This window comes from Stenomitos frigidus ULC18, assembly GCF_003003795.1.
GTDB lineage: Bacteria > Cyanobacteriota > Cyanobacteriia > Leptolyngbyales > Leptolyngbyaceae > Stenomitos > Stenomitos frigidus_A.
The window spans coordinates 1-26,524 of the sequence record NZ_PVWK01000031.1; the positions used below are offsets into that span (position 1 = coordinate 1).

General features: G+C 51.1%; 19 protein-coding genes. 9 read left to right on the plus strand and 10 right to left on the minus strand.

The genetic code is table 11. The features are described from left to right. Positions 1-488: 488 nt before the first annotated feature. The gene (locus C7B82_RS06275; protein WP_245939761.1) at positions 489-1,580 is read right to left on the minus strand and encodes a hypothetical protein; all 1,092 of its coding nucleotides are present in this window, start codon (positions 1,578-1,580) and stop codon (positions 489-491) included. 575 nt (positions 1,581-2,155) lie between these two features. On the opposite strand from C7B82_RS06275, the gene C7B82_RS06280 reads away from it, so the two are divergent. After that, positions 2,156-2,929, plus strand: coding sequence for a helix-turn-helix transcriptional regulator (locus C7B82_RS06280; protein WP_106255454.1), 774 nt, complete (start codon positions 2,156-2,158; stop codon positions 2,927-2,929). A gap of 114 nt (positions 2,930-3,043) precedes the next feature. Then, complete coding sequence (cofG, locus tag C7B82_RS06285; RefSeq protein ID WP_106255455.1) at positions 3,044-4,009, plus strand: 7,8-didemethyl-8-hydroxy-5-deazariboflavin synthase subunit CofG; 966 nt, start codon at positions 3,044-3,046, stop codon at positions 4,007-4,009. 124 nt (positions 4,010-4,133) lie between these two features. Here cofG and C7B82_RS06290 read toward each other — a convergent pair whose 3' ends face one another. Further along, the gene (locus C7B82_RS06290; protein ID WP_106255456.1) at positions 4,134-6,950 is read right to left on the minus strand and encodes a sensor histidine kinase; all 2,817 of its coding nucleotides are present in this window, start codon (positions 6,948-6,950) and stop codon (positions 4,134-4,136) included. A gap of 305 nt (positions 6,951-7,255) precedes the next feature. After that, positions 7,256-7,453: a hypothetical protein gene (locus C7B82_RS31355; protein WP_146141069.1), complete on the minus strand. Its 198-nt coding sequence runs from the start codon at positions 7,451-7,453 to the stop codon at positions 7,256-7,258. A gap of 12 nt (positions 7,454-7,465) precedes the next feature. On the opposite strand from C7B82_RS31355, the gene C7B82_RS06295 reads away from it, so the two are divergent. The 4 genes from C7B82_RS06295 (at position 7,466) to C7B82_RS06320 (ending at position 12,631) form a co-directional block, all read left to right on the plus strand. Then, complete coding sequence (locus tag C7B82_RS06295; protein ID WP_106255457.1) at positions 7,466-8,608, plus strand: quinone-dependent dihydroorotate dehydrogenase; 1,143 nt, start codon at positions 7,466-7,468, stop codon at positions 8,606-8,608. 157 nt (positions 8,609-8,765) lie between these two features. Continuing rightward, on the plus strand, positions 8,766-9,077 hold the full coding sequence (locus C7B82_RS06300; RefSeq protein ID WP_106255458.1) for a hypothetical protein: 312 nt from the start codon (positions 8,766-8,768) through the stop codon (positions 9,075-9,077). 132 nt (positions 9,078-9,209) lie between these two features. Then, entirely contained in the window at positions 9,210-10,499 is a 1,290-nt protein-coding gene (locus C7B82_RS06305) for an FGGY-family carbohydrate kinase (protein ID WP_106255459.1), read from the plus strand. Positions 10,500-11,407: 908 nt separating this feature from the next. Further along, positions 11,408-12,631, plus strand: coding sequence for a PAS domain S-box protein (locus C7B82_RS06320; RefSeq protein ID WP_106255462.1), 1,224 nt, complete (start codon positions 11,408-11,410; stop codon positions 12,629-12,631). A gap of 279 nt (positions 12,632-12,910) precedes the next feature. Here the strand turns inward: C7B82_RS06320 and C7B82_RS06325 are convergent, their stop codons facing one another. The 3 genes from C7B82_RS06325 to aptA all read right to left on the minus strand — a co-directional run bounded on the left by C7B82_RS06325 (position 12,911) and on the right by aptA (position 18,803). After that, positions 12,911-15,685 (minus strand): GAF domain-containing protein, encoded by a 2,775-nt coding sequence (locus C7B82_RS06325; protein ID WP_219904077.1) that lies wholly within the window; start codon positions 15,683-15,685, stop codon positions 12,911-12,913. A gap of 282 nt (positions 15,686-15,967) precedes the next feature. After that, entirely contained in the window at positions 15,968-16,312 is a 345-nt protein-coding gene (locus tag C7B82_RS06330; protein WP_106255464.1) for a hypothetical protein, read from the minus strand. Between the two features lie 1,156 nt (positions 16,313-17,468). Next, complete coding sequence (aptA, locus tag C7B82_RS06335) at positions 17,469-18,803, minus strand: omega-aminotransferase AptA (protein WP_106255465.1); 1,335 nt, start codon at positions 18,801-18,803, stop codon at positions 17,469-17,471. Between the two features lie 159 nt (positions 18,804-18,962). Between aptA and C7B82_RS06340 the strand changes: the two genes are divergently transcribed. After that, a complete protein-coding gene (locus tag C7B82_RS06340) occupies positions 18,963-19,814 on the plus strand; it encodes a DUF6885 family protein (RefSeq protein ID WP_146141070.1) in 852 nt (283 codons plus the stop codon). Positions 19,815-19,919: 105 nt separating this feature from the next. On the opposite strand, the gene C7B82_RS06345 is transcribed toward C7B82_RS06340, so the two are convergent. The 4 genes from C7B82_RS06345 to C7B82_RS06360 all read right to left on the minus strand — a co-directional run bounded on the left by C7B82_RS06345 (position 19,920) and on the right by C7B82_RS06360 (position 24,815). Then, positions 19,920-21,299 carry a glutamine synthetase family protein gene (locus tag C7B82_RS06345; protein WP_106255580.1) on the minus strand — a complete coding sequence of 460 codons (1,380 nt, stop codon included), beginning with the start codon at positions 21,297-21,299 and terminating at the stop codon, positions 19,920-19,922. Between the two features lie 145 nt (positions 21,300-21,444). Then, positions 21,445-22,923, minus strand: coding sequence for an APC family permease (locus C7B82_RS06350; protein ID WP_106255467.1), 1,479 nt, complete (start codon positions 22,921-22,923; stop codon positions 21,445-21,447). A 286-nt stretch (positions 22,924-23,209) separates the two neighbouring features. After that, a complete protein-coding gene (locus tag C7B82_RS06355) occupies positions 23,210-24,127 on the minus strand; it encodes a histone deacetylase family protein (RefSeq protein WP_106255468.1) in 918 nt (305 codons plus the stop codon). A gap of 187 nt (positions 24,128-24,314) precedes the next feature. After that, a complete protein-coding gene (locus C7B82_RS06360) occupies positions 24,315-24,815 on the minus strand; it encodes an MEKHLA domain-containing protein (RefSeq protein ID WP_106255469.1) in 501 nt (166 codons plus the stop codon). 80 nt (positions 24,816-24,895) lie between these two features. Here C7B82_RS06360 and C7B82_RS06365 point away from each other — a divergent pair, with 80 nt between their 5' ends. Together C7B82_RS06365 and C7B82_RS06370 are read left to right on the plus strand one after the other, a co-directional pair. Continuing rightward, complete coding sequence (locus tag C7B82_RS06365) at positions 24,896-25,783, plus strand: alpha/beta fold hydrolase (RefSeq protein ID WP_106255581.1); 888 nt, start codon at positions 24,896-24,898, stop codon at positions 25,781-25,783. 3 nt (positions 25,784-25,786) lie between these two features. Further along, entirely contained in the window at positions 25,787-26,515 is a 729-nt protein-coding gene (locus tag C7B82_RS06370; RefSeq protein ID WP_106255470.1) for a 4'-phosphopantetheinyl transferase family protein, read from the plus strand. Positions 26,516-26,524: the final 9 nt, after the last annotated feature.

Genomic DNA, 26,524 nt, shown 5'->3' on the forward strand with positions numbered 1-26,524 from the left:
GGTCACCCAGTTGCAAAACTGGTCCCATACGTTGGCGCTTTCGCGTCTCTGTAAGGTTGTTGTCATGGTAATTATGAGTGCTTGATTTAACGTATTTAGCGGTGTTGCCCGCATGTTTAGTAGTATAAACCGAACATTGCTTTTTGTAAAGCAACCGTAACAAAGACTAGCTTGGTTTTGTCCCTTAATGGCCTGTAGAGTCTACGGGTAAAGAGGTTAGCTTTGTAAACACATTTTAAGGATTTGTTTACTTTTATGAGAATGCATCCCCACTACGCCTTGGGCTCTTTTGCAGAGCATGTCAAAGTCAAAAAAGAGGCTCACAGCATAGCGGCTCATGGTCAGCAGCCAATGAGACCTTCATCGCTGAGTGCTATGGCTTGTTTGCGCTTTGCAGTGGGTTGGTCGCTAAAGACTCGACAACTTTCAGCGATCGCGCTTCCGTTCAAAAAGGGGTGAGATGCTGCCTCAGAGGCTAACAAGCAGTTTTATCGAATGAGACTTTGCTTCATCGCACTCAACGCTTGCTTAATATCTAGCGCTACGAAGCGATCGAGCGCGAGGTAAACCCAGTGATAAGACCGCTGCGTATCCTGGAACGTTTTTTGAAAGCCCAACGCTAGACGCAAATCCTCGTAGAGGGGGTGCAGAATCAGGGAGTAAATATCGCAAAGGTTGGGAAAATCCTCCTGCATCTGTATCAGCGTCTTGCGGCTATCTTCAAGCAGAAGATAGATGTTCTCAGTTTGAAGGTATGGGGTATCAATGACCCAGGAGCGGATATACACAGACGTACAGTCTTGATCGCCGACAACCGCCATTTTAAAGGGATCAACGTCAGCATCCGAGGACAGATAGAAGCTTTTACTCGGCGGTTGAAAGAAGTAAACCTCCGATTCACTGGTGACTGGATAGAGGACTGAAATACCAACCGGGTTGAGATTGTCAGCCCGACGAAGCACCCTCAGACCCTTGGGATACTGTTGTGCCCAACTGCGTAGCGCTTTAGCAATTTTGTGAGAGGCTTTGGCAACATCTTTCATCAGCTCTGCATACGTGCGTGCGATGAGGTTGGCGATCGGGATCGTGTCCGTGCGGGGATTAAACGCATCTGGAATCAGCGTGATGGGTATTTGCGGCTGGAGACGCGTTTCCAGTTCTGGAATAGAGCGAATCTGGAGGCAAAGAGTTTGTCCATCAAACTGCTTTTCGAGTAGACCGAGTGCCACAAAGCGATCGATCATCATGCCTGCAGCGCGATCGCTCCCTCGATCCTGGTTGCCATAGAATACATCTGCCGCTTCTCGATGGGTACAGGCGATCGAGCCGTCCGTCGAATGTAGTTGAGTGAGTGGTTGTGTTAAGCGTCCCCCTGACAACTGCCGTTGCTTGAGCAGAAGGTATGCCCAAAGGCGCACAAAATATTCCGCCCGGCGACGCGTCAAGCCTCCGCGTCCCATTAGCATTGACATGTAGAGGCGTTGTTGTGCCAACGGGAAAAATCGATCAAGCGAATCCGGCTCTAAGCGATCGTTAGATTGAGACACGGGCTTCAGAGAACTCATTAATTTGCTAGGCATGAAGGGAGGGAGGAATAGGACACTAGCGATACTTTTTGAGACCTTGACAGCGACTCACTGCTTAAGAACGGTGAAGAGTACCCAAATGGGTGAGTCCTTTTGTCAACGTTGAACCGACAATGGGGAGCGTTAGCAGAGTAGATGTGCGGAATCTAGAAGCCGTTGGTGAAGCTAGAAGGTTGGCCATTGGAACAGTACCTCCCGTTTCCCAGGCGAAGCAGACAAATTCAGCTTGAGCATCTTGTGCAATCTAGCCGATGCAGGTGTGGAAGCAAAGCTAACCCACTTGGTTTCAGCTACGACGCTTCGCTTTACTCCAAAAAAACATACAGACTTTGGGCTGTGCTTAGATCCTTCGATTTGAATCCATTATTGACTAATTAGACGGTTCTTACAATCCGGAAGTGGAAAAAACTTCACCTTACTTCAGATTCGTTCACCCCTCTTCAGACCCATTCCCTTTTCTTCGTCATCAATGAGCGTCCTTCAACCCTTTGTTGTGGGCTGCAGATTGCTCATTGTGTCTTCATCAGTGAAGCGATCAAAATAGCGGCATCGTTTGTGGAGTCTGATCTATGACAGCCCCCCTACTGTTTGCCTCTTTAGAGCCACCTTCTTCTGGTTCGCCGTTTAGCCCCCGCAGCACTGAAAAAGCTGGCAAAGCCTCGCCCTCACGCCACGCCAGAACCACTTCTAGCCACCTGCAAAAAAGTGCCAACACACCATTAAGCGAAGCAGGCACGCTGAACTTGATTCGGAGTAGCCTGCTGGAATCGCTGAATCAAGGTGTTATTGTCACGTCTCGCAGCATGCAACCGCTTTACTGGAATAGCAAAGCGCGAGTACTTTGCCAACATCTGACAGGCAGTGAATTTCCGCCGCTTGAGTTGCCAGCAGCGGTGTCTGAAGTGTGCCATCGGCTCATGCGAGAAGAGCCCGTGGGCGATCGCCCGTTTGTGATGGAGTGTCAGGCAGCGGCTGGGCAAACCATCCGCATCAGCGCTCGCTGGCTCGATCTCACAGCTCAACGAGACAATGTCATACCCCACGCAGCCGTATCTGGTAGTCTTCAGGCGCCCGAGTTCGGACGACAGCGACAACCCTACATGCTGGTGCTTTTAGAGAACTGTAATGATCTCTTGCAAGAGGAGCTACGGATCGAGCGGAAAAAATATGACCTGACAGAGCGCGAGGCAGAGGTCTGGATGTTGCTCCGGCAGGATTATTCTTACCAGGACATTGCCAAGATGCTGCAAATTAGCCTCAATACGGTCAAAACGCACGTTAAGAATGTTTATGCGAAGAAGCGCAGTTGCCAGGGCCGTGAAAAGTTCTGGTGCTGTGACTAAACACGACCGAATGGTGTGGCAGGATGGTCAAGGATAGTACACAGGTTTGGATGCACCATCCCTTCTCTAGTGGAAAATCCTACGTCCAACGTGACTGGTTGAAAGCCTAATGTGATGGATTTTGCTCAGACTGCGACGTATAGCCCTGCTTATACGTTAGTGCCAACCTATGAGTGCTTTAACCGCTGTAGCTACTGTAATTTTCGGACTGATCCAGGCAAAAGCCCCTGGTTATCCCTGGCTGATGCTGAATCAAAGCTGCGATCCCTCCAACATCAGGGTGTGATCGAAATTTTGATCTTAAGTGGCGAAGTGCATCCCCAAAGCGATCGACGATCGCTTTGGTTCCAACGTCTCTATGAACTTTGCGCTCTGGCTGTGTCGTTGGGCTTTCTGCCCCATACAAATGCTGGCCCGCTGAGCGTGGCTGAGATGTCTCGCCTGAAAACCGTGAATGTTTCTATGGGCTTGATGGTGGAACAGGTGACCCCAAGCCTACTGCAAACTGTACACCGCCACGCGCCCAGTAAACGGCCAGAACGCCGCTTACAGCAACTGGCGCAAGCAGGCGAACTGCAAATTCCCTTTACAACCGGACTGCTGCTGGGCCTTGGCGAAACAGAGGCCGATCGATGCGAGACTTTGGAGGCGATCGCACAAATACACCAGCGCTGGCGACACATTCAAGAAGTCATTTTGCAGCCCTATAGTCCTGGGCTGACTGAAACATGGGCAAGTGCAGCTTTTTCTCCCGCGCAATTGCTCGAAACGATTGTTGTGGCCCGACGCATTTTACCGACTGATATTACGCTCCAAATGCCCCCTAACCTGGTTTCGCGATCGCAATTGCTGACTTGCCTGGAAGCTGGCGCAAGCGACCTGGGCGGGATCGGGCCACGTGATGAAGTGAATCCTGATTACCCTCATCCGATCGAGGCTGAGCTGGCAAACAGCCTTGCTTTAGCTGGTTGGACGCTAGTACCGCGGTTGCCAATCTATCCACAGTACGATCACTGGTTGTCCCCAGAGCTGAGAGGCGCGGTCGATCGTTGGCGAGAGCGACTGGGAAGGGAGAGGTGAGAGGTGAGAGTTTTGAGTTTTGAGTTTTAGGAGAGGGAAAGAAGGGGGAGGAAGAGGGAGAAAGGGGGAAGCAGGGGGTTTAAGCTTGAGTGTTTGTCAGCCAGCGGCGTTTGCTTTTCACGCTTCAAGCTCCAGGTTTCTCATTCTTTTTAGGGATCGTTGATGCCCGATCGTTGGCTGCCAGTGGTAGTACTAAACGACTCAAGATACGATTATCTTCTAGTTTATAGAGATTCAATTCGCCGCCGATGTGCTTCATCAAAGACCGACAGATCTGTAGATGTTGTCCTGGTGGCTGGTCAAGGGTAGACGGTGCCAGGAGATCAGCGGCTCGTCCAGTTTCTAGTTCACTCAGCAAGCGTGGCTCCATTTCACCACTGTCAGTGATAGATAGTTCGAGCCAGTGGCTATCGATCTGGCGGCACCACAGGTCAATGCGTCCACCAATATCAGACCGCTGGCAGGCCGTCAGGAGTAGTTCATGTAGCACCAGTTCAATCTTGGTAATGTCGCCGCTAATGGTGAGGTTTGTCTCATCATGTACCTGAGACCAGAGTTGGCGTTGCTTGATCAGCCCGTCGACTCGCCCCAACGATCGCTTGAGTAAAGTCACCAGCGAGAGCGTACGAGGGTGCGTTCGTAGCTGCCACTGTTCCGCCTGTACAAGGAGAGAGAGCGGTGCCACTGCATCGTTAAGCTGGCGCACAATTTGCTGGTGCCGCGTGCCAAAGAGCGGGTCTTTGGGATTGCCGAGGTCTTGGAGCCGCTTCAGGTTAGGGAGGAGCGATCGGTAGAGTTCTTCCAGCGATCGATGCTTATACCAATTCAGCTGCTCTAGCGCTTCACGTTGAGCAGACAGTTTGTGAGTCAAGGTCAGGTAGCGGCGAGACCAGGCTAGCTGACTGACAAGGGTACCCAAGGCATTGAGATGACGCTCTGACCATTGACGATCAGCAACGTCAGCCACCAGCACAATGCCAGACGGCTCATGGTCTGGGGCGGTTCGTAATGCTATGGCCAGCAGTTGACCAATGCCAGATCCGGTAAGCCATTGGCGTGTTTCAACGGTCAGGTCAGCGATCGTCAGCGATAACACCTCATCACTCGCTAACACCCGCTGAATCAGCGTATCAGTCTGGACGGCGATCTGAGCATCAACGTTGATTGAGAAACGCTCGCTGCTCCAGATCGGGCTGCTCACATGACCACTGTTTTCACCTGGCGACCAGGTAACCAGCGTCGCCAAAGGTACTTGCAACACTTGAGCAATATGTTGCAACGCCGATCGTTCCAGGGGCTCCAATTCGTGCATCTGCTGAATCATGGTCAATCCCCGTTGGATGGTTTGATTGACCTTCTGCTGTTGCTCGTTTTGTTTTTGTAGTTGCCACTGATGCAAGATCAGCCCCAGTTGCTGACTAACAACCCGCACTAGATCAGCCTCAGTACGACTCCAAGTGCGTGGACTTTCGTGACAGATGACGACTAGCCCTTCGAGGGGGTGTCCAAGCGAGACATTACAGAGCAGCAGCGATCGCACACCCAGTTCTAGTAAGCGATCGCGCCATGCCAGCAGTCGCAAATCACCATCCAAATTTTCGATGCCAATGGTGTCACGACTTTTTTCCAAAAATTTCCAGTCAGCATCGCCAAGGTTGCTGAGCGGAGCTGTTAACGGACGACGATTAGCTGGTTGGCTCTGGTAAGAAATGTCAAACGTTCCCTGCTCTGAGTTGTGAAGCAAGACCAGGAAGCGATCGGCACGCAGGCGTTTGCAAACCTGCTCAGCCGACATCGTCAGCGTCGCTTTCCAATCCGACTCGCTGTAGATGGAGTGAGCAATTTCGGCCGTGAGGACGCGATCGCGCTGAATCTGCTCAATGGTGTTTTCCATTGCATCCAGAGGCGCAATCAAAGCAATAATTTGCGCTGCCCCACGGATGTAACGCTTCTCTTCGTCTTCCCAGATCCGGGGATCATTTCCTTCAACCGCTAGAAAGCCCAGCAATTCATTCTGAAATAAGATCGGCGCTGCCAGGAGCGATCGCGCCCGCATTTGCTGCATCAGGCGACTGGTCGTATCGGCTTTGAGCGAACTGTGTGCTTCTCCGATCGCCACCAGTTGGTCTGAGAGCAACGCCTGATAAAAACTGCTGACTTCCTGCGCGGTGATGCCCGAAGCGGGCTGGTTTGCCTCACTGAACCCAGCTGCCTTTTGGCGATTGCTGATGCGCCGCCAGAAATACCGCCGCTCACGCTCGAACCAGTACACGCTGGTGCGCGTTGGCTGCACAAATTTATGCGTTTCTTCGACGACCGCTTCTAGCCGCGCACCCAACCCACTGAGTGATCGCAGCTTGGTCAGCAGAGTCAGCAGCGGTTGATCGGGGTGTTTGGTTTGCTGCCGCAGCCACTCTGCTTCAATTTGATACAGCGCTGTCGCCAGTCCGCCCAAAATCATTGAAAGCCGTGCTTTTTCATCCGATCGCGGTGAAGCACCCCATAAAGTTGAGCCCAGTAATGTTACACCAAAACACCGATCCTTGTAGCGAATCGGGAAAATAACCGTTCCTTGAACATCGTGGGTTTGCGCGGCCTTGCGCCATTCCCCAGCTCGCAGTTCCTGTCGTAAATCAGGCACTGCCAGCGGACGCTGCTGAATCACAACCTGTTCTAATAGATCACCCGGATTCAACAAAAACCGCTGCTTGAGTAGCGGTATCTTGCCAGACGGCGTTGCCCCCCCCTTGCCATGTAAACGATGCTCCAACCGATCGTAGAGCCCAATCCAAATCAGACTATAGTCAAATTCAGCCTCCAAATAGCTGAGGGCGGTATCAATAAGAACATCAGGATTTTCTTCTTCCCGCAAAATTTGCAGGACGCGCCCTAAGGCAACCAACTGTTTATCGTTGGCGTTTGGCTCTTTTGGGTGAACCATTGAGTGCACTGATAGATACGCCAATACAATGAAGGTGAGCGGAGCAGCCTGCGACGTGCAAACTAGTGACAATTAGCCAGGATCAGGTAAAAAAATATACTGAAATCAGGTGGGCAGTGGAACCAGAGTAGACTGCCGAAACCTGTGGGAGCGTTATTACACATCCTAGTGTGTTTTAGAGGGTTCAGTGCAAATGCAGAACGTGCCGGCAGGAGGCAGCGCTTGAGGTATGGTAATGCTTACGATCGCACAGCACAAATAGTTCGCACACCACTTTGCAAAACTGACGTGATCGCTATCAGTTGTCAGCGGTCAGTGACCAGCGGGTTGGGATCGAGTAGAAAGTTCGCAGGTAGGGACGCACGGGTCGTGCCGCCTCTACGGGAAATGTGGCAGTGATCCAATGCTTGTTCCTTAAAATTGCTGACCGCTGACCGCTGACTGCTGACTGCTGACCGCTGGCTCCTGACCACTCCTCTAAAACCACAAATTTCTTTCTTCACCAGCACTAACCTGTGGATATCTATCGGTCTGTAATTCGTCCAGTGCTCTTCTCCGGGGTCAAGGCCGATCCGGAGTGGCTGCATCAGCAAACGCTGGGCGTTCTAGGTTGGCTTGACTACCATCATCAACAGCCTCTCGCTCGCTGGCTTCACCATCAGTTAGCCAAAGCCTATTGCCTGAACGACGATCGTCTAGCTCAGTCGCTCTGGGGCTTGCAGTTTAGTAACCCGATCGGGCTGGCTGCTGGCTTTGATAAAGATGGGGTTGCCTCTGGAGTGTGGTCGAGTTTTGGCTTTGGCTTCGCAGAACTCGGTACCGTGACCTTCACCCCACAGCCTGGCAATCCACCGCCGCGTTTGTTTCGCCTGCCCTTAGACAATGCCGCTTTGAACCGCATGGGCTTCAACAATCAGGGGGCAGCGGCGATGGCACACACGTTGCAGCAGCGATGGGGCAATGCCCTCTCCCCTCTCCCCTCTCCCTTCCCTATCGGCGTCAATTTGGGTAAATCTAAAAGTACGCCCCTGGAGGAGGCCGCGGCAGATTATCTAGGCAGCTTTCAGTGGCTCAAGGATTGGGGCAATTATTTTGTGGTGAATGTCAGCTCGCCAAACACACCCGGCTTGCGATCGCTCCAGGCAACTGAGCAACTCGAGCCCATTCTGGCAGCATTACAGCAAGAAAATGCTGGTCAGAAGCCATTGCTGATCAAGATTGCGCCTGATTTAGAGTGGGAGGCGATCGCGGCTGTCCTAGAACTTGCCCAGACGTATAAGCTGGCTGGCATTATTGCCACCAACACCACCATTCGACGAGATGGGTTGACCACACAGGTCGTGCGATCGACCGGAAAATCAGTCCAAGAAGAAGCCGGTGGCATCAGCGGTGCGCCGTTACGCCAGCGGTCTACTGAGGTCATCCGCTTTATTTGGCAAGAAACGCAAGGCAACCTACCGATTATTGGGGTTGGCGGCGTGTTTACTCCAGAGGACGCATGGGAAAAAATTACGGCAGGAGCCAGTCTCGTACAAGTCTATACAGGATGGGTTTACGAAGGCCCCGCGATGGTGCGCCATCTGCTAGAAGGATTGCTCCAAAAAATGGCTGAACGGGGACTGACATCGCTCTCACAGGCGATCGGGCTTAAAGAGTAGCCTCTTAAACCGTTTGGAGGGCAAAAGCCTTTCGCCTCTACAACACATTGGGAAGCATTGGTATTGCCGAACAGTGTTGCGCCAACTGGAGGACGGCAAGAGTAGGCAGTACAGGTTAGCTTAAAGTGAACAGCAGCTTTTCGGGAGGCACGACCCAATGAAACGTGTAATCTACGTCTTGGCTAACGCGATCGCACTAACATGCATGACCATGAGTGCGTCGCTGGCTCAGTCAGCCCCTCATAGTAATAGCCTCACGCCACTGCAACGTCAGCAATTGTCGCGCGACTTAATTCCTTCCAGTGCGCAGGACTTCTTTAAAGCAGGACAGACGCATTTGGAACAAGAGATCCGACTGTTGACACGTCCGCGATCACCGCTCAATGAGCCGTTGCTGACCGTCCACCAGGACACACAAACCCAGCCACAAACCAAACCAGAGCGCCCCGTTTCCTCGCCACACAGCTGATTGAGTAGAGGAGCATAGTGTTGCCAACGGATAGGCGTTGGTTTTGCTATTGTTTGATGAGTCAGCCGTTCAAGCAATAGCAAACCCTGTCCCGATTCAGAGGCATCATCTTTCTGGAAAAACGCTCAAACCATGAGTTTCTACGCAGGCATTGATTTTGGAACATCGGGAGCACGCCTTGCCGTTATTGATGCAGACGCCCATCTCTGTGCTCAAGCAAGCCGCACCTTTGACACCGTTGCGGAGTCAGATCTGGTCGCTTGCTGGCAAGCAACCTTGTTCTCACTGCTCAAGGAGATTGATCGCGCAGAACGGCAAACGCTAAGGGCGATCGCCATCAATGGCACGTCTTCTACCGTGTTGCTGTGTGATGGAGTGGGGCAGCCTCTCACAGTACCGCTCCTCTACAACGATGCGTCTGGAGCGCCAGAAAGGGAGACCTTGCGCCACCTCTTTGCGCAGGAACGCTATGCCAACGCGCCCTGTCAGCACACCGTGCTGAGTGCAACCTCCAGCCTGGTCAAACTGCTGTGGTGGAGTCGGCAAGCTGTCTTTTCGCAAGCGCGTTACTTGCTGCATCAAGCCGATTGGTTGGGCTTTCTACTGCACGGTCAACCTGGTATTAGCGACTACCACAACAGCTTGAAGCTGGGTTATGATGTGGTACATCTGCGCTATCCAGACTGGTTAACAGAGTTGGCGATCGCGCCCTTACTACCCCACGTCGTTGCACCAGGAACGTCGATCGGTCATGTGCAGCCAGCGGTTGCCAGGCAACTCGAATTACCCTTTGATTGTCAGATCTGCGCAGGCACCACCGACAGCATCGCGGCGTTTTTAGCCAGCAGAGCGACCGTACCAGGAGAAGCCGTGACCTCTTTAGGCTCAACCCTCGTACTGAAATTACTCAGCCAAACGAGGGTCGAAAACAACACCTATGGTATTTACAGTCATCGACTGGGTAAACAGTGGCTCGTTGGTGGCGCTTCCAATACTGGAGGGGCTGTCTTACAGCAGTTTTTTACAGTGGCAGAATTATTGCACTTGAGCGATCGTATCATCACTGACCAAGCAAGCCCACTCGATTACTATCCACTAACGCAAGCAGGAGAGCGTTTTCCAGTCAACGATCCATCCTTGCTGCCACGCCTGGAGCCCCGACCAGCCGATCCAGTCGCCTTCCTGCACGGACTGCTGGAGAGCATGGCACGGATTGAAGCAGAAGGCTATCGACTCCTGCAAGCGCTGGGAGCAACGCCACTCAAACGGGTCTACAGCGCCGGTGGTGGGGCAACGAATGCAGCATGGACTGCCTTGCGCGCACGTCAGCTTGGCGTGCCGGTAGAGCGATCGCAGCAGCTAGAAGCCGCTTATGGTACAGCTTTATTAGCCCTGGGTATGCACAGACAGCACAAGCATTAGGAGGCCTGATGCAGTCCACGAAAAATTAGCGGCAGCTGTCAATACCACAGCCTAGCTTCGCCAACCATCTCAAACCTAAACACATCAGTGTTTCATTACAGATCGACCTTTAGATCCATACTTAGTACTTTAGTAAATAGATACTTGGTACTTTAGATAGATACTTAAGGGGTATTTCGTGAAATAGGATTTTGAGAAAATTTCGGATACGACTCAGCATAATTGCTGAGAAACCCACGGGCACTGTCTTGCCGAACTTCGGTGAATCTACGCATGGGTTTGTCAGTGTATCTTCTGTAAGCTGATTACAACGTACGATACAAACACTGAAAAACACAAAGGGTTTAAATAGTCAATGATGTATTGGCTGAAGTAGTGAATAAGTCTTTTATTCATCACTGATCACTCATTAACCATCAGTGGTTCTTCGGTTATACTCCGTCACGGTAGTCATCATTAGAAATTTATTTATTAGAAATTTATGAGCTTCCAGAAACACCATCGTGTCATTTGAAGCCTTGCTTAAGAGAAAAAAGTTAGCGTTGCTACGTAAAGATGCATTGCCATTGATCAATCTTTCAGAGATCATATTCGTCTTGCCAAAGAGCAGGGGTTAAAGCTTTTTAGTCTCTTTATTGAGAAAGCAATGGGCGAAGACGACTTTATGCTTTATGCACTTAATTTACCAAAGCTTTATGCATTTAATTTACCAAAGTCGAAAAGCTGATGCCGAATCGCGGACAAATAAGAGCCGTCATCCTGTATAAAGGCAAGGCATTTGAGAAATGAGCTCTTCAAAGCTTTTCCAGGCGATCGCTCAAAAGTCTTGCCCTTAAGGAAGACTGAACTTATTTCGTTCTTATTTCTAGGCATCACTAAATAGAGTCAACGTTATTCTTGCGCCACTAATGACCAGCAAATCGATGACATTTCGGTTTCCGATACCGCTGGCTCAGGCAATCGAAGCCCAGGCAAGAGCAACCGGTAGAGATCGTACGTCCGTAGTCGCCGACGCCTTGGTACAGGTTTTTGGATTGTCATTGCCAACAAAGGCACCGATCACGATCGACATGCTGCAACAGCAAATAGAGCAGGTTGAAAGTAGCATCACAGGCCTTGCAGAGCGACTTGCCACGTTGCAGCAAACCACCCCTACAGACAGCCATACACCTTCTCGGCTTGATCTCCTTGAGCAGTTTGGCTATGCACTAGAAGCGAGTCTCTTGACAGCTTTGAGGGATTCTCAAAGCGATCCAGCACCAGCGAAAGGTCGCATGAGATCCTCTAGTCCAGCAGTCAGCAGCCTACAGCACACATCAGAACAACCAGATCGGCTGCAGTTCGCTGGTCTGGAACCTCAAACCTGCCTGCTAGAGAGCATTCTAGCAACGATGACAGACCCCATTTTTGTGTGCGATCGCGCTCAGCGACTGCTCTACATCAATCCTTTAGGTGCACGATCGCTGGGGTTAGAGCAGAACACAGCCCTTCAGCAGACAATCCAGGCATTTGCGCTGCCACCAGAACTGAAGGCACAGCTCACCCTCCAGCTTGAAGCTGTGTTTACCACCGGGCGATCGATCACCAGTGAAATTAGTATCACAACGCCCTTGTATGGGCTGCGGGACTATGAATATAGCCTTAGCCCCATTCAAGGAAGCATTGAGTACATTGAGGCTGTCCTCTTCAGCACACAAGATATTACCAAGCATAAGCAAGTAGAAGCGGTTCTAAAAGCAGCAGAAGCAAACTATCAGAATCTGTTTGAATCGACAAACGACTCGATTTTAATTCTGGATGCACTCACATGGCGCCCTTTAAATGCCAATACCAACGCCTCCAATCGTCTGGGGTATACCCGTCAAGAACTACTTCAACTAGAGATTGACACCATCTTCCCAAGATGGCATGGCGAGATTGTTTTTGATCTCTCTCAACGGTTACAAACGCATGGCAAAAGTGTTTGTGAGCGCTATTTGCGCCATAAAAACGGAACCGATATACCCGTTGAAGTCCATAGCCGACTCATTGAATATGGCGATCGGCTGGCGATTCAAAGCTTTATACGCGAACTGAGCAAATTTAGGAGCCCCGATGTCGATCGCAGCCAGCGAACAACGGCACAACCTTAGTGATTTAGGGACAGAAAATACCCCGGCAGAGGATATTGCCATGCTCTGCCAGCATTCGTGGTTGACTGGTACGTTATTTCTGCGCCTAACCCTTAGCTTCTTGTTAAGGCGTTGCGGCTTCGAGGCATGCCCCTGCTGTAGGGTCGCTATCGCCTTCGGCAGACAAGAAGCGCGAACGGACCCTGCATGTTAGGTGTCATTACACTTACATGTCATTACACCTAACAACTAGCAGCTAACTACTAGCAGCTAACTACTAGCCGTTGGCAGTCCAGCACATTATTGCATGACAACCTCTTCGTCTGGCATCTCAACCTTGAACGTGCTCACCGACAATTGCAACGCCTGAGCAATCCCGACCGTTTCTTGCAACGAATCCGTGATTTGCTGAGAGGAATTGGCAGTGCGCTGCGATACCTGAGCAAGATCTTGCATCAGTTGCATCACTGCTTGAGAAATCTGGGTTTGAGAAATCGTTGCCTCTGAAATGGATTGCACCAGGTGATCAGTCTCTTGAGAGAGCTGGCGCAGTTGCCCCAGATTTTGTTTGGCATCTTCAACCAGTCGGGTGCCTTCCACCATCTGCACTGTACTTTGCTCCATGGCCTCAATCACCTGACGGGTTTCTAGCTGAATGTCTTCAACCAGTTGCTCAATTTCTTGCGTCGCAGACGTTGATTGGGCAGCCAGTTCACCAACCTCCTCTGCAACGACTGCAAAGCCCAAGCCGTTTTCACCAGCCCGTGCTGCCTCAATGCCTGCGTTGAGTGCAAGCATGTTGGTCTTCAGGGCAATTTGGTTGATCAAGGAGATGACTTTTGAGATCGCCTGTGACGATTCGCCGAGCCGTTTCATCTTATGAGCGGTTTCAGACATCGTCTCGCGCAGTTCAAAGATGCTGTGCACAGTGACGTCGATCGCCATCTGGCTTGCCTCTGCTGTCGTCGAAGCCGTGCGGGTCACGAGTGCGGCTTGGTGAGCACTCTCTGCCACCGCTTGAATCGAAGCGGTCATTTGGTCGACGGAACTCAACGTTTGGGTAATATCTGCAGATTGTTTAAACGCTTCCACCGCAAGTTGCTGAACTGTCGTTTCGTTTTCGCCAAGAGCCATGTTCACTTGAGTGGCGGATTGCTTCACCCGTACTACGATCTGCCGCAGACTTTCGACGATCGCATTGAAGAAATCAGCCACCGTACCAATCTCACTGGCAGTCACGTCTGCGCGCACGGTCAAGTTACCAGAGGCTGCCCCTTCGACTTGATCGAGTAAGGTTAGCAACTGCTGCTGCAACGCTTCTTTCTGGTGGCGTTGCTCCTCTGCCTGCTGACGTTGCTCCTCTGCCGACAATTCTGCTTGCTGGCGCGATCGACGTTGCTCCTCTGCTAGCTGCTCCGCTTGCTGGCGGGCATGCTCCAGCTCATGCAACACCCCCACTCGATCGAGAGCCAGCCCAAGTTGAGCCGCAACCTCCCTAAAGAAGGTGATTTCTGACGGTTCCCAAAACCGTGTATGGGAGCACTGGTGAGTGACCAGCAGCCCATGTAACGTACTGCCTGCCAGGATCGGTGCCACCATGTTGGCTTTGACCTTAAAGGGCTCCAATTGCGCTAGATGGCATTCGGTCAAGCCAGCTTTATGGATATCTTCCAAAGCTTGCACTCGACCCTCCAGATACTTTTCGACATACTTTTCGGCAAAGCAAGGGTCTGCGATCGCGGTGCCGAGAGCAGTAGGATAGCTATGCTCTACCGATTCAGCAACAATCATGCCTTTCCAGTCTTTATCAAAAAGGTAGACGACCGCGCGATCGGTTTTCAGAGTTTCCCGCACGCTACGAACAGTCGTGTTATAAATCTCCTGATCACTCAGCAAATTCCGAATGCCTGAGCTAATTTGGTAAAGCTGCTGCACTCGCTCAATTTCAGTATTTTTCTGTGATAGAAATAAGACTCGATCAAGGGGCAGCCCAATCTGGACGGCAAGTTCTTTGAGAAAGTTAATTTCACTGGGTTTCCAGCTATGAGGTGCCTCGCAGTGGTGAGCAATGAGCAACCCGTAAAGCTGACCGTCTTTCAGAATGGGGGTGACTAAATTAGCTCGGATGCGCAGCTTGTGCATGAGCTTCATGTGATCTGGATGAAACCCTGCATTCAAGACATCGTCTGTGGCAACTACCCGCCCTTGCCGATAGGCTTCGATCAAATCGCTACTAATGCAGGCGTCTTCGATTTTGTCTCCAAACGCAATCGGCAAGCCGGGTGAAACAGCTTCAGTAGAAATATAGCCACTCCAATCATGATAGAAGCGGTAAATGACAACGCGATCGACATCCAGCAAGGCCTTCGCATCCTGAAGCGCTTGGTCAAGCACTTTAATCAGTTCTTGCTCTGTACGCGCCCGCGAACCTGCAACTCGACTGATGAGACGTGCCTGCTTGGCCTCCATTTCTCGTTGGTGAGCTTGGTTTGAAAGCAGCGACTCAGTGGCAACAGCATCATCCGCCAACAGATTAAACATCTGGGCAATTTTCCCAACTTCATCAGTTGCATTCACTTCAGCACGCACCTCACGTGCGCCCAATGAGAACATTTGGGTGTCTTGCTGGAGCTGTTTGACTGGTTTAGCGATCGCCCGATAAAGCAGTATCATCACACCTGTATTCGCTGCCAGTACGAGCGCGATCGTCAAAAGTTGCTGCTGCGAAACCAGTTGCTGCAATGCGGCACTACGGTTCTGCTTCTCAGTCAGCGACTGTCCCATAGCAGCTCGATCGATCGGTTGTAGTTGATTAACTGTCGCTGCAAACCAGGTGCTAGCAACCGCAATCCCTGCTACCGACAAGACACCTGACGTTAACCAGCCAAGAACATACTTGCGTCGCACTGACTGGTTACTAAACCATTGCAGTAAAGACGATTGCTGCCGCTGAGACATTGACTCAATCAAGTCAGCATTCAACTGATGCAGCTGCGGTTGCTCAGGCACATCCGCTTGATCATCCTCGTTGCCCGTAAGCATTGGTTGCATTTGATTTGTTAGTTGATTCGTCATAGGAGCGACACCTCGGATCACGTAAATGGTTGTTGCGTGCGTACCAGCACGTTTACAATCGAAAACCATGCCATAGCACAGTGAATACTGACGCTTCACAGCACATTGAGCGGTTAAAGCAGACATGGAGTGCTATTGCCAAACTCCATCGTCAAACGCTTACTGACACAACACCCTAGACACACAACACCCTGGTAGTCTGACCATTTTGAATGGATGCACAGGTGTCGTTTTGGGGTTGCTTTTGAAGCTTTTCAGCCCTCAAAAAAGCTTGACAGCCCATTAGCCGCAGTTGCCGCCAAGCACCTGCTGACAAACGGCACGAGCAGCAGCAGAACCGCCACCCGTTAAAATTTCTAGACTGATCGGTCCTCCCACCGCTTGCGCCGCGATCGCCAGTTCCGCGGTCACCGCCAAAATGCAATGACTTAGATCAGCTTCCGACTCAGCGGTTGCGTCGGGATGGTCATCCTTCCAGGTCTGCGCTAGGAACAATGCCAATTTTTCTAAATGAACATTAAAGTCAAGCGGTTGCACTGCCTCACGAGAGAGGAGGTCAGCATTCGCCACTTTTGACTCACGAAACGAACGTCCATCAACATCTACATTCGCATTAAAAAAACTCATTCAACCAGCACCTTAAATGACACCACTGGAAGATGACCCAAGTTTGAAGCGAAAGATAGATAACCCTGCAAGACGTAACTTAAACAAATGTGGTAGAAAGCGATTGCTACTGGAGCGACAACTCAGAGAATGAGAGCTGCAATGTAAGACATGTCTTACAGACTCCTTTCTAGAGCCTACAGCGATAGGTAAATGATTGGCCAGGTTATTCTGTTGAATTCACAAAATCTTTACAAAGATCGTTTTGACAATAAAATAACTTCAATTTTCATAGAATCATTTTAAATCCCATCTCTCACAAATCCAATTTTCAGGTATTGCTTGAAAACTCATACTTTTATAGTTATGTTGCTAGCAAATCAGCACTCTGGACTGAGTAGAACTTGCTTAAATAGAACCCTGAAAATAACCGATCAAAACGAATGATGTTAGCTTGTTAGAGTGAAATTCTTAAACTTATAAAGGTTCTGCGCTTTCAAACTTGCCAGCTTTAGATTCAATTTCACCACCTATAAAGCCCTCTGGTAGAAGCAAGCGAACGTTGAAGCTAGGGAAGTCGTGATCTTGATTGGCTTCTACAGACACAACGAACCTTGAGAGCGTCAATGTAGTCGGTCTTAATTATTAACATCTATAAGCTGAATAAAAGCTAAGGGAGATAGCACTTTTTTCATAAGCACAAGCAAGAAAAACTTATCGTACTTTATACCTGCAAGATTCCCGAAGTCCTGATAATCCTTGCTCAGAGTAAAGATTCTTCAGCTTAATTGCCTAAAGAGCAATTAAGTTAAGGTTATGCACACTGTTAACGCTTAAACAACACCCAAAAACACCACCCACTACATGCAATTTCAATGGCAGCTTTACTACTAAGTTGCAAGAAAGTTCTTTACAAAGAAGGACCCCATACTACAACTCTCTATAAGATGCTTAGTCCATCAATGTACACTGCGTCGTTCAGGAAATTCAACACTCTTCGACATAAGGCTGAATTTTATCCGACATTATGCTGAATTTGGCTGCGTTCTTTGCGTTCCAGAGCGTGAACCGTAGCGAGCCATGTGCCGATGTTGGAGCAGCCCTTTATGACCCACTGATTGTCAAGCTTGATAAACCTGAGTCACAGTGAAGTGGGATTTTACAGCATCTCGATGTTTTACGGCAGCGCTTTTAGCACACTCGTCAGTTGCTCAATGAGTTGGTCAATGTGATGGGTTTCGAAGATGAGCGGTGGCGACAGGGCAATAATATCGCCCGTTGTGCGCACTAAAAGCCCCTGTTCAAAGCAGGTAACAAGGCATTCATAGCCACGGGCACCGGGTTGTTCAGAGGCGGCAAGCTCAACACCAGCCACCAGCCCCAGATTGCGAATGTCAATGACGTGGGGCAAGCCTTGCAGAGAATGGACAGCCTTTTCCCAGTAGCTTGAGAGGCTGCGTGCCCGATCGAACAGCCCTTCTTCCTCATAGATATCCAGCGTGGCTTCGGCAGCGGCACAGGCCACTGGGTGCCCCGAATAGGTGTAGCCGTGGAAGAGTTCGATCCCGTTTTCGGGGCCGTGCATGAAGGCATCGTGGATACCTTGCCGTGCGAACACAGCACCCATTGGGATCGTGCCATTGGTGATGCCTTTCGCCACTGCCACCAGATCGGGCAAGACACCAAAATGTTCCGTTGCAAAACTCGACCCCAAGCGACCAAAGCCCGTAATCACCTCATCAAAAATCAGCAGAATGCCATGCTTGTCACAGATGGCGCGTAAGCGTTCCAAATAGCCCTTGGGCGGTATGAGCACTCCTGTCGAGCCAGCCATTGGTTCTACAATCACAGCGGCGATCGTCGAAGCGTCGTGCAGCGTGACAATGCGCTCCAGTTCATCGGCTAAATGCGCGCCCCATTCAGGCTGACCGCGCGTGAAGGCATTGTGTTCAAGGTTGTGGGTATGCGGTAAGTGATCGACACCCGGAATCATGCTGCCAAAGAACTTACGGTTGGGCGCAATGCCACCGACCGAAATGCCACCAAAGCCAACACCGTGATAGCCTCGTTCCCGCCCAATAAGCCTTGTACGCGATCCTTCTCCCCTGACGCGGTGGTATGCCAACGCAATTTTGAGAGCCGTATCGACCGACTCGGAGCCAGAGTTAGTGAAAAAGACGTGATTGAGGTCGCCAGGCAGCATTTTGGCAAGGCGATCGGCCAGCGAGAACGGCCCTGGATGCCCCATCTGAAAGGTTGGTGCAAAGTCGAGCTGGGAAACTTGTGCGTGAACAGCAGCGGCAATCTTCTCGCGGCCATGACCCGCATTGACACACCATAACCCTGCGGTACCATCGAGCACTTCGCGACCATCAACAGTGGTGTAATGTACGCCTTTAGCTGCTGCCATCAACCGGGGCTTGGCCTTAAACTGCCGATTGGCGGTAAAGGGCATCCAGAAGGCATCGAGATCGGTAGGGAGCGGGGAGTGGGGAGTGGGGAGTAAGGTCATCGGCTTATCGGTTTGTCTAGCGGTTACTGATGTAAGGCTATCAGCTACCAGCAGTCAACTTCGGCAATATGGCTGATCGCTGACTATTGGCGACTGATGGTTCACTCAGGAGTGAGTTTTGTACAGCTGTTCCTTTTATCCTGACACGAACCGCTTGCGTTGAGCAGTCGCTTTTTTGTAAGGCTTTTTGTTGAACAGGTGGAATCGATCGTGCAGCAGTTTAATTTCTCAGTACAGCTACTTCCAGGGATGATCCAGCTGGCTAAAGCCCATCAGTTAGCGGGGCAGCAGCATGATAATCTGTGTGGCCCCTATTGGGTTGCCATGCTGTTGCGATCGCGCGGCTTCCATCAGCTTACGCCAGAACAGGTCGCCCAGCTTGCAGGCTCTGTCCTACCAACAGGCGATCCTAAAACCTGGCTACCAGAACGTGCTCGCTCTCGACAAGATTATGGCTTAGCGCTACCTGTTGCCGCTGGGTTGGGCGATGCAGGCACATCAGCACAGGGGTTAATTACGGCTGTCACGCAGCTATCGAACGGTGCGTATACTTTACTTCCGATCCAAACTGAGTGGTCAGCAGCACGAGTAGAAACTATCCTTGAGCGATGCCACCATCCCGAGTGGAATGCTGTGCCGCTTTGTAATATCAGAACCAAACCCCTCTGGGGTTCAAGCTTGCCAGTGAGTGATGCGATCGCCTACCTTAACGGCGCCACCATCACGCCACCGCCGCCTGATTGGAATGTCGGACATTTTTTCGCGCTGGCAGGAACGGTAGAAGGTTCAGCGCGATCGCTCATCCTCACCTGTGACACCTATCCGAGCTTTGGTTGGCAGGGCTATCATCTCCAACCTTCAGACGCGATCGCCCAGGCACTCAACCGAGGCGATGGCAATGGCGGCGGCATCCTGCTGTTGATCGCCACTCAAGACAAAGAGGACGTTGAACAAGTCATCAGGGGAGAAGGGTTTGCGATCGGGGCTTGGGACAACGGCAGTCCCAGCTAACGAAGAGCAGTCAGGGGAGACTGAAGGCAAGAGAGAGGTGAGAGGTGAGACGGGTCAGAATCAACTCAAAACTCAAAACTTTCCCGACTTCCGACTCCCGACTCCCTAATAAATCTCCATATACTCCTGGCGTTCCCATTCCGTAATGTGATCGTGAAAGCGAGCAAGCTCAAAGCGCTTGACTGTAGTTAACAGGCGCACAAAGTCTTCGCCCAGGAGCGATAGCATTTCTGTATCCGCTGCCAAACCATCCAATGCGGCTTCCAGCGTCTGCGGAAACTTCAGCAAATCAGGATTATCTTCACTAGGGCCGTCAACCGGAGGCTGCAATTCATACTGATGCTGTATTCCCAACAAGCCTGCTGCTAGCGTTGCCGCGGCGGTGAGATAGGGATTGCTCAGCCCCGATGCTGCCCGCATTTCGAGATGGGTGTCTTCATCACGAGTCGCTTTGACGCGCACCATTGCCGATCGGTCTTCGATACCCCAGCTAATGTTAGATGGCGCAAAGGTATGGGGTTTGAGGCGACGGTAGCAGTTAGGCGTAGGTCCAATCATCGGGAACATGGCCGGAGCATGGGTGAGAATGCCCTGAATAAAGGAGCGGAACGTTGGGGATAAACCATCAGGATCATCCTGATCAACGCAGATATTCTTGCCTGTGCTGCGATCGAGCAAGCTGATGTGGAAATGGCAGCAACAACCCGCACGATCGGCAAACGGCTTCGACATAAACGTTGCCAGATAGCCCATCCGATGGGCTATCTCCTTCACCGCATTCTTAAACGTAAAGGCTTTATCGGCGCCACGAAGACCCACACCAGGACCAAAGTTGATTTCAAACTGTGATGGCGCATATTCACAGTTGCTGGTGATAACATCTACGCCAGAACCGCGCAGATAGTCTAAGAGTTGATCGAGCTCAGGGACATACTGATTGCGGATGTTGTTGAAGATATGCAGGCCACCAAACAGGGGCTCCCGCGTTTCGCCATGTAGGAGGTAAAACTCAAACTCATGCCCCATCATGACGTCAAAGCCCATCTCAGCCGCTTTATCTAACAGGGACTTCAAGACATAACGCGGTGCCACCGTGAGCGGATCATCAGGGCTCCATTGCGGGTCACAAATTACTTTAGCGGTGCGATCGAGCCAGGGCACCGGAGTCACTGTATCTAAATCGGGAATGATCATGTGGTCACGATACTTGCGCTCTTCGTGCAGTCCCGCCCCTGACACCACCATTGAGGCAGTATCCAGCGCCAAGGTCCCACCATAGAAATTCAAGCCCTTGCGAGTGTAGCCTTCCACTTTATCGATCGGCACCACTTTCGATCGCGAGACACCATGCAGATCAGGCATTTCAAACCGCACATAGGCAATACCCTGATCTTTTAGTGTTTCGACAAATTGAGTAATGCGATCGGGAGCAACTGACCCTGGAGCTGTACCAGCCGTGTCAGGCGCAACAAATTTCGTGACCATCGCCATACCTATGCAAAACGGTTACCAACAAAAGAAATAGCATTGAGGCAAAAAGCGGCACAGAAACTACAGAGAATGCTGGTGCACGCTCGAAGCTTCTGTGCCGATCATCACTACACGACTTGCACTGTCTCACCTAAGTGACTCAAACCTTCTTCATATCTCTAAAGCGAGTATGAGAGGCTTCGATGTCTGCCTCCATTTCTTGAATGATCTGTGGCGATCGTGCCCGCAGCACCAGAAACCACGCAGCGCCAATCACGATGTAAAGCAGGAACCACTTAGGGAAACTGTTATACGGTGCGGCAGGCACGGGAAACAAGTCGCTCCCAGGAAGCCCAATACTACCCAGCACTGGAATCGCCATAAAACCGATGCCCAAAACAGCGAAGATGATATCAGTGATACGCAGTTGATGCTCACGGTGAAGATAAACCGGAGCAGCGATCGAAATCAGAATGTAGGCAACCAGAAAGCCATATGTGGCAACTGTACCAAAGTAGCCGTAAGCATCCAGCACCTTGGCACCGCTAGCAATCGTTAGCGTGGGTGCGATGAAGGCAACAATGGCCGCGATCGTCACTGCAATATGAGGAGTTTCGTTGCGACCATGCGTCTGACCCACAAAGTTGTGGAAAATGCCATGACGACCCATGGAAAAGAAAATCCGTGCGCCGGCATTGAGACTGGCAAGAGTGCAGGCGAAGAAGCTAATCATCGCGCCGATCGAAATCAGCACACCGAAAAATTCAACGCCTGAAAACTTAGCCAGGTCATTCAACGGTGCATCGCTCTTGTTAAAGGCGATCGATGACCCCTGAAAGCCAAGCACTTCTACGTAAGACAGCACAATGAAAAACAGCCCCGAAATGACCGTACTAATAATCACGGCACGGGGGATTGTGCGTAACGGGTTTTTCGCCTCATCGCCCAATGTAGTGGCACTCTCAAAGCCGACATAGCTAAAGACTGCCAGCACCAGCCCACTCACAATGCCGCCAGAGTTTGCACCTTGAAGCGTTAGCTGTGCCGAGTCAATGGGAGTGCCTTTCTTCGCCAGTACAATCAGCCCCAGAATAATGATTAACCCAACAGAAGCCGCTTCTGTTGCCAGCATCACCACAGTTGATAGTTCAATATCTTTGTAAGCAACATACCAGGCAGACCCAATACAGACTGCGATCAAAAAGATTGCGAGTCCGGTAGAAGGATTAACGCCCACTGCGCCCAGCAAGACTTCGCCATAGTTGGCAAAGCCACACATCACTGCCATGGCGGTGAAAATGTAGGCCAGAATCAACGCCCAGCCTGTAATCACGCCTGCCATCGGCCCTAAGCCTCTGGCAATGTATGCATAGAGCGAACCAGGTGAAGCTGAACGACGTGCAAACTGGTTGATGTTAATGCCAACAAAAACCAGCCCCGTCGTAGCAAAGACAAAGGTTAACCATGTGCCCACACCCGCACTGGCAAAAACCAATGCCGCATTGACAGTCGGCGTCAGCGTCGGCGCAATATTGGCGATCGACTGAGCGATCACTTCAGAAAAAGAAAGACATTCGGGGCGTAACCCTGACTGGCTCGGTCGAACCTCTAAGTTATTAGCCTTTAGGTTAATAGACATGCTCAAACCTTCAGAATTGGTAGTATTGAAGCTATAGCGGTTCTCATTCAAACAAGGAATAGGCTGCTCTTCGGGACATTATTTCTTTAAAGAGCGACCGCTGACCCTGACAATTGCTTTATGTTTATGCACACATTACTGAACAACAATTGTAAATTCGCTTCACACTACGGCACTTGTTAGAACCGATTCGTAGCAAACATTACTAATGTTGAGCAGAAGAGTTTATCGCTTTCCGCAGAAAAACCAAAAACCAAAAGCAGATTACACATTACGGTCGACCGCACTATAAGCGATATTGCCGATCAATGTCACTAGCTGCCCGATGCAAAAGCGAGTGACGATAAACGAGCGCCTGCATGTCATCGGCATAACCACCACCGATGAGACACGCGATCGGATATCCCTGAGCCACGCAGGTACCTAGAACCTGCATCTCACGACGAAAAAGACCTGTATCGCTAAGGCACAGTTTGCCCAGGCGATCGCCCATATGTGGATCAACGCCAGCATCATACAGCACCAAATCTGGCTTTACTTTGTCCAGAACCATCGGTAGATAGTCCGCTAGCGTTTGCAGATACACATCATCCTCAAGTCCTTCTGGTAGAGGCACGTCCAGATCGCTGCGCTGCTTGGTGCCCGGAAAGTTAACGTCACAGTGCATCGAAAACGTGAACACGCTAGGGTCATCCTGAAAAATGAGGGCAGTGCCGTCCCCTTGATGCACATCCAAGTCAACAATGAGAACAGTTTGCACAAGCTCCAGTTGCTGCAAGACGCGGGCAGCGATCGCCAGATCATTAAAAATGCAAAACCCCGAACCGTAACTAGGAAACGCATGATGCGTGCCGCCAGCCGTGTTACACGCCAACCCATGCTGCAACGCCAAGCGGGCAGTCAACACACTACCACCCACCGCCACACAGGTTCGATTCACCAATGCTGCACTCCACGGCAATCCAATCCGTCGCTGCGCTTTAGCATCCAGCGTGCCATCACAATACGCCTGCACATACTCTGGCGTATGCACTAATTCAAGCCACTCCTGCGGCGATCGTTCAGGGCGATGAAACTGCGAAACATCCGCCACACCATCGGCCAGTAGCCGCTCATACAGCAACTGGAACTTCGCCATTGGAAACCGATGTCCTTCTGGCAATGGTGCAACGTAATCAGGGTGGTAGACGATCGGTAAAGACACGGGAGGGGAAAGGATGAAGGATGAAGGATGAAGGCTAAGTTTTGAGTTTTGAGTTGGAAGCAAGGAATCAGAAATTTTGAGTTTTGAGTTTTGAGTTGGAGTTAAAAGCTAGGAGTCAGGAGTTTTAAGTTTTGAGTTGCGCCCTCTGCCTCCCTTGCTCCCCAACTTTTAATAACTAAAAATTCCTTTAGCCTTCATCCTTCATCCTTTCTTCCCCCACCCCCTCCCACCGATCGAACGTTGCCGCTTGTCCACAGCGCTGGTTTTGCTCATCCAGCACGTCCCAGATGATGACATCTTGAATCCAAAAGCGTCGCCCGGTGCTAGAAATACGGATACCTTTGTAGTCACTGATGTAGCCGTGCGCTTTGGCTTGAGCGAGAAGCCGATCGCGCTCCTCGCGTTCCATATGTTCTGCTGTCAAACGCGATGGCGTCTGGGTAAACTGCGCCCACTCCATTTCCCACAGTGCTAAGGCTTGGCGATTGCCGTAATTGAGGATGGGATCTGCCTGCATATCATGCGAAACAACAACAAAGGAAGCGTGAAACAATGCCTCAGCGATGTCTGTTGGCGATCCGTTGACTGTCAACAGAGGGCGATCGAGCCAATGTTGAAAGCTGTATAAGAGGCGCTGAGTGTGCTGAATGGCGTTGGGATGCTGCCAGGAAGGTACCGTTCTTGCCACGATCGGTGCTAATGCTGCTGAATGGTTGGATGAGCTTACAGAATACTATGATGGATATGTTAAAGATTCTTCATAAAGCTGTGGTAACTCAACAACTGACTCTACCGCCTCTTGAGACGCTGACCTGGGAGTGGCGAGGTTACCCCATCCAATATACGGTCATGGGGACAGGACGCCCACTGTTGCTAGTGCATGGCTTTGGCGCGTCGTTAGGCCACTGGCGGCAGAATCTTCCCGTGTTGGCGGCAGGTGGCTATCGGGTGTTTGCGATCGACCTGTTAGGGTTTGGCGGCTCGGCGAAGCCAGCGCTGGACTACAGCCTGGAACTTTGGCAGGAGTTATTAAAGGATTTCTGGAGCGCCCACATTCAGACGCCGACTGTGTTCGTCGGAAACTCGATCGGTGGTTTGCTGTGCTTGATGATGTTGGCAAATCATCCCGAAACCGCGTCTGGAGGCATTCTGCTGAATTGTGCGGGTGGCATGAATCATCGTCCTGGTGAATTGAATCCACCACTGCGGCTAATGATGGCAGCCTTCAATACGCTGGTGCGATCGCCCCGTTTTGGTGCTTTCGTGTTCAACCAGATTCGTCAAAAACATCGTATTCGTCGCACGCTCACACAGGTCTATCGCAACCGCGAAGCCATTACGGATGAGTTGGTGGATATGCTATATGCACCGTCCTGCGACGAGGGGGCTCAAAAAGTGTTCGCATCCGTACTAACAGCGCCTCCCGGTCCCAGTCCCGCCGAGTTGTTGCCCAGAGTCACTCAACCGCTGCTGGTGCTTTGGGGTGCCGCTGATCCCTGGACGCCGATCGCGGGAGCGTCGATTTATCAAGAATTTGCTAAAACGCATCCACTCACGTTTGTCTCGATTCCCGACACGGGGCACTGCCCTCACGACGATCGCCCCGAGCTGGTCAACCCGCTCATCCTTGAATGGCTGCAAGAATCCGGAGTGTAGAGCGTGAAGTATGACGGGGAGCCAGCGTACCCAGCGCTGCCAGACACAGAGATTCATATCTGGCAAGCCAGTCTCGCTGTTTCGTCTAGGGCACTACGGCAATTTGCGCTCACGTTGTCGCTGGATGAACAAAAACGAGCCGATCGCTTCCGCTTCCCACGCGATTCTCATCGCTTTATAGCCAGTCGCGGCATCCTGCGTTCTCTCCTGGGACGCTACGTGCAGACCCCACCCGAACAGCTTCAGTTTTGCTACGGCGCGAACGGCAAACCAGCGTTAGCAAACGAGTTAGCCAATGGGTTAGCGTTCAACATTTCCCACTCAGAGGATTTGATGCTCTGTGCGATCGCCCGTTGCGGTGGCGTTGGCATTGATTTGGAGCATCTTCGTCCAATCAGCCATTTAGACGCGTTAACAGAGCGTTTTTTCTCATCCGAAGAGCATGCCGCTATTCATGCCCTGCCGGATGAAGCACGGTTACGATCGTTCTTTCAACACTGGACGTGTAAAGAAGCGCTAATCAAAGCAACTGGCGAAGGATTGATGAGCTTGAGTGCCATCACACTCCAAATTAACGATGACGTTGCCAAACTGGTGAGTTGGAATCACGCCGAACATGCAGCTGGCTCATGGTTTTTAGAACTATTCACACCGACGCCAGCCTACATTGCAGCGATCGCTGCCGATGCACGAGGGCGATCGCTTGTTTTTTTGCAGTGGGACGCTGGGTAGGTTTTCGTC

Coding starts and splice junctions, on each gene's coding strand:
- C7B82_RS06275 (WP_245939761.1), bottom strand. CDS start 1,580: ATGCCTAGCAAATTAATGAGTTCTCTGAAGCCCGTGTCTCAATCTAAC.
- C7B82_RS06280 (WP_106255454.1), top strand. CDS start 2,156: ATGACAGCCCCCCTACTGTTTGCCTCTTTAGAGCCACCTTCTTCTGGT.
- cofG (WP_106255455.1), top strand. CDS start 3,044: ATGGATTTTGCTCAGACTGCGACGTATAGCCCTGCTTATACGTTAGTG.
- C7B82_RS06290 (WP_106255456.1), bottom strand. CDS start 6,950: ATGGTTCACCCAAAAGAGCCAAACGCCAACGATAAACAGTTGGTTGCC.
- C7B82_RS06300 (WP_106255458.1), top strand. CDS start 8,766: ATGAAACGTGTAATCTACGTCTTGGCTAACGCGATCGCACTAACATGC.
- C7B82_RS06305 (WP_106255459.1), top strand. CDS start 9,210: ATGAGTTTCTACGCAGGCATTGATTTTGGAACATCGGGAGCACGCCTT.
- C7B82_RS06320 (WP_106255462.1), top strand. CDS start 11,408: ATGACCAGCAAATCGATGACATTTCGGTTTCCGATACCGCTGGCTCAG.
- C7B82_RS06325 (WP_219904077.1), bottom strand. CDS start 15,685: ATGACGAATCAACTAACAAATCAAATGCAACCAATGCTTACGGGCAAC.
- C7B82_RS06330 (WP_106255464.1), bottom strand. CDS start 16,312: ATGAGTTTTTTTAATGCGAATGTAGATGTTGATGGACGTTCGTTTCGT.
- aptA (WP_106255465.1), bottom strand. CDS start 18,803: ATGACCTTACTCCCCACTCCCCACTCCCCGCTCCCTACCGATCTCGAT.
- C7B82_RS06345 (WP_106255580.1), bottom strand. CDS start 21,299: ATGGTCACGAAATTTGTTGCGCCTGACACGGCTGGTACAGCTCCAGGG.
- C7B82_RS06350 (WP_106255467.1), bottom strand. CDS start 22,923: ATGTCTATTAACCTAAAGGCTAATAACTTAGAGGTTCGACCGAGCCAG.